Source organism: Massilia sp. CT11-108, from assembly GCF_047302915.1.
Classification (GTDB): Bacteria; Pseudomonadota; Gammaproteobacteria; order Burkholderiales; family Burkholderiaceae_D; genus Telluria; species Telluria orientalis.
In genome coordinates this window covers 1-3,881 of record NZ_JBKYMO010000504.1, presented here as the reverse complement: position 1 = coordinate 3,881, position 3,881 = coordinate 1, and the positions used below count along the sequence as shown (strand labels likewise).

The 3,881-nt window shown below is 66.0% G+C and carries 2 protein-coding genes and 2 pseudogenes; 2 read left to right on the top strand and 2 right to left on the bottom strand.

All coding sequences use genetic code 11. The annotated features are described in order from the left end of the window. Both ACEN88_RS26290 and ACEN88_RS26285 read left to right on the top strand, forming a co-directional pair. Positions 1 to 137, top strand: a pseudogene (locus tag ACEN88_RS26290) (DNA polymerase ligase N-terminal domain-containing protein); the annotation flags it as partial. A 280-nt stretch (positions 138 to 417) separates the two neighbouring features. Next, positions 418 to 2,199 (top strand): ABCB family ABC transporter ATP-binding protein/permease, encoded by a 1,782-nt coding sequence (locus ACEN88_RS26285; protein WP_413344404.1) that lies wholly within the window; start codon positions 418 to 420, stop codon positions 2,197 to 2,199. A gap of 25 nt (positions 2,200 to 2,224) precedes the next feature. On the opposite strand, the gene ACEN88_RS26280 is transcribed toward ACEN88_RS26285, so the two are convergent. Together ACEN88_RS26280 and ACEN88_RS26275 are read right to left on the bottom strand one after the other, a co-directional pair. Beyond that, entirely contained in the window at positions 2,225 to 3,526 is a 1,302-nt protein-coding gene (locus ACEN88_RS26280; protein ID WP_056135387.1) for a dicarboxylate/amino acid:cation symporter, read from the bottom strand. Positions 3,527 to 3,645: 119 nt separating this feature from the next. Continuing rightward, positions 3,646 to 3,881 (bottom strand): annotated as a pseudogene (locus ACEN88_RS26275) (hypothetical protein); the annotation flags it as partial.

Here is a 3,881-nt window from a genome sequence, read left to right as displayed (position 1 = left end):
CCCACGACCGGCGCATGGCCGTGCACGTGGAAGACCATCCCATCTCGTATTCCGATTTCGAAGGCACAATCCCGCCGCGCCAGTGCGGCGCAGGCGGGGTCGTGGTCTGGGGGTTAGGGGCGTGGGGGCGCGTCGGCGGCCTCATGGGCGCGACGCCGGAAGCGCTGAAGAACCTCAGCACGGCGATGGGCCTGGAACGGGGCGACTTCCGGCGCGACGGCGGTGCGGACCGGGCGCGCGCCCAGGACGTCGATCGCGAGCAATTGCTGGCCGTGCCGGCGCTGAAGCTGCGCCAACCCGTCGATGTCATCTTCCGCCTGGAAAACCTGCCACGCCGCACACACTGACCGCATGAATGCTTGAGGCAGCACAGGCGCCGGACGGGAGCCTTGCGCCGCCGCGACGGTCAAACCCGGCATGACCGCCGACACCGCCGCCGACCGTGCCGCCCGCCGCCGCTTCGCGGCCGAGCTGTGGGGCGTGATGCGCGCCAACCGCGGGCGGGTGGCGGTGTCCATCGTCCTGCTGCTGGCCGCGAAAGTGGCGACGGTGGCCGTGCCGCTGCTGCTCAAGCGCATCATCGACGCGTTTTCGCAGGCGACGCTGCCGGCGCTGCTGCCCTGGTATCTGCTGGTGGGCTATGCGCTGCTGCGCTTCGCGAGCACGCTGTTCAACGAATGGCGCGACCTGCTGTTCGCGCGCGTGACGCTGAGCACGGTCTCGGCGTATGCGGGCAAGACGTTCGCGCACCTGCATGCGCTCGGGCCGCGCTTCCATGCCCGGCGCCAGGTCGGCAGCCTGTTGCCGGACATCGACCGCGGCACCAGCGGCATCGCCTACCTGCTGGGCGTCGGGCTGTTCACGATCGTGCCGACGCTCGTCGAGATCGGCCTCGTGCTCGCCATCATGCTGCGCCGCTATCCGGCGGGCTACGCCGCCATCATCGTCGCGACCTTCCTCCTGTACGCGGGCTTCACGCTCGTGTTCACGGCGCGGCGCGTCGTCTACCAGCGGCGCGTGAACAAGCTCGATTCACGCGCCAAGGGCCAGCTGGCGGACAGCGTGCTGAACTACGATACCGTGAAGTACTTCACGAACGAGGGCCACGAGGCGGCGAAGTTCGCGGCCACGATGGACCGGTGGCGCGACGCGGGTGTCAAGAACCAGCGCGCGCTGTTCCTGCTGCACGTGGGGCAGAGCGGCGTGATTGCGCTGGGCGTCGCCGCCATCATGCTGCTGGCCGGGCAGGACGTCCTGGCGGGCCGGATGCGCGTGGGCGACCTCGTGCTGATCAATGCGTACGCGCTGCAGGTCTGCCTGCCGTTGAACGCCCTCGGCTTCGTGTACCGCGAATCGCGCGACGCATGGGTCAACGCGGAGCGCCTGTTCGCCCTGCTGGGCGAGCAGCCGGAGATGCCGGACCTGCCGGGGCAGCCCGCGCTCGTGCCCGGCGCGGGCGAGGTGGTGTTCGAGCACGTGGGCTTCGACTACGAGCCGGGCCGCACCGCGCTCGACGACGTCAGCCTGCGCATCCCGCCCGGCACCACGCTGGCCGTCGTCGGACGCAGCGGTTCGGGCAAGTCGACGCTGGCGCGGCTGCTGTTGCGTTTCTACGACCCCGACCGGGGACGCATCCTCATCGACGGGCAGGATATCCGCCGCTGCAGCCCCGCCAGCGTGCGCCGCGCGATCGGCGTCGTGCCGCAGGATGCCGCGCTCTTCAACGACACGGTGGCCAGCAACATCGGCTACGCGCGCGCTGGCGCGGGGCGCGAGGAGATCGTGGCGGCGGCGCGGGCGGCGCAACTGCACGAGACGATCGCCGCGCTGCCGGACGGCTACGACAGTCCGGTCGGCGAGCGGGGCGTGAATTTTTCCGGCGGGGAGCGCCAGCGCATCGGCATCGCGCGCGCGATCCTCAAGCAGCCCGTGATCCTCGTGTTCGACGAGGCGACGTCGGCGCTCGATGCCGTGTCCGAACATGCGATCGTGAAGGAGCTGGAGCGCCTGTCGGCGCAGCGCACGACGCTCGTCATCGCGCACCGGCTGTCGACCATCGTGCATGCGCACGCGATCATCGTCATGGACCAGGGCCGCGTCGTGGAGCAGGGCACGCACGAGGAACTGTTGCGGAGGAACGGCGTGTATGCGCGGTTGTGGCTGTTGCAAAAAAAAACGCCGGGCGAACCCGGCGTCTGAACGAGGAATCGTTCCCTGTCCTGGCTTAGGCGGCTTCGCGGACCGGGTGCAGGTCGCCGGTCGCGTCGTCCGGGCTCGGATTCTTCAGCTCGGCGGTCAGGCGCTCTTTGTCCAGCTCGCCTTCCCATTTCGACACGACGACCGTGGCGACACCGTTGCCGATGATGTTGGTCAGCGCGCGGCATTCGCTCATGAATTTGTCGATGCCGAGGATCAGGGTCATGCCGGCCACCGGAATGGTCGGGACGACGGCCAGCGTGGCGGCCAGCGTGATGAAGCCGGCGCCGGTGATGCCCGAGGCACCTTTCGAGGTCAGCATCGCCACGCCCAGGATCGTCAGTTCCTGCGTCAGGGTCAGTTCCGTGTTCGTGGCCTGGGCGACGAACAGGGCGGCCATCGTCATGTAGATGTTGGTGCCGTCCAGGTTGAACGAGTAGCCGGTCGGCACGACGAGGCCCACGACCGATTTCGGGCAACCCATTTTTTCCAGCTTGCGCATCAGGGCCGGCAGGGCGCTTTCCGACGAGCTCGTACCGAGGACGATAAGCAGCTCTTCCTTGATGTAGGCGAGGAAGCGGAAGATCGAGAAGCCGGTCAGGCGGGCGATGGTGCCGAGGACGATGGCGACGAACAGGAAGCAGGTCAGGTAGAACGAACCGACGAGCGAGGCCAGCGGGATCAGCGACTTGACGCCGTATTTGCCGATGGTGAAGGCCATGGCGCCGAATGCACCGATCGGGGCGACTTTCATGATGATGTTCACGACGCCGAAGATGGCGTGCGACATGTCGTCGATGAAGCGGGTCAGCGGACGGCCTCGTTCACCCAGCATCGACAGCGCGAAGCCGAACAGGATCGCGATCAGCAGGACTTGCAGGATTTCCCCTTTGGCGAACGCATCCACGAACGTGTTCGGGATGATGTTCATGAGGAAGTCGGTCGTGGTCAGCGCCTTGGTCTTCTCGGTGTACTGGGCGATCGAGTGCGTGTCCAGTGTGGCCGGGTTGACGTTGAAGCCGGCGCCCGGCTTGATCACGTTGGCGACGAGCAGGCCGATGGCCAGTGCGAACGTCGACACGATCTCGAAGTAGAGCAGCGCCTTGCCGCCGACGCGGCCGACCTTTTTCATGTCCTGCATGCCGGCGATACCGGCGACGACGGTACAGAAAATCACCGGGGCGATGATCATCTTGATCAGTTTGACGAAGCCGTCTCCCAAAGGCTTCATCGCGGTTGCGATGCCCGGATCGTAGATACCCAGCAGGACGCCCACGATAATCGCAAACAATACCTGGACATAAAGGACTTTATAGAATGGTTTTTTCATGGCTAGGCTTCATGCGCTATTAGTAACACCGTCATCATCACGCAAAATATCTGCATCGGCTATTGTGGAAAACCGCAACGCCGCAGCGGATATCAGGAATGCCGATCGGTGAATGACGCTCATTGAATCCCTGGCTGATTCCGGTACACCATTCCGCCCTTCATCACGAATCCCACCTTGCGCAGCGCAGCAATATCCGCCGTCGGATCGCCGTCGACCGCGACGACGTCCGCCAGCATGCCGTTGCGGATCGCGCCCAGGTCCTTGCGGTCGAGGATGCCGGCGTCGACACGATCGAACACGGCTACGGCGCCAGTGAAGCGACGTTCAGGCTGATGCTGGAACGCAAGGTGGC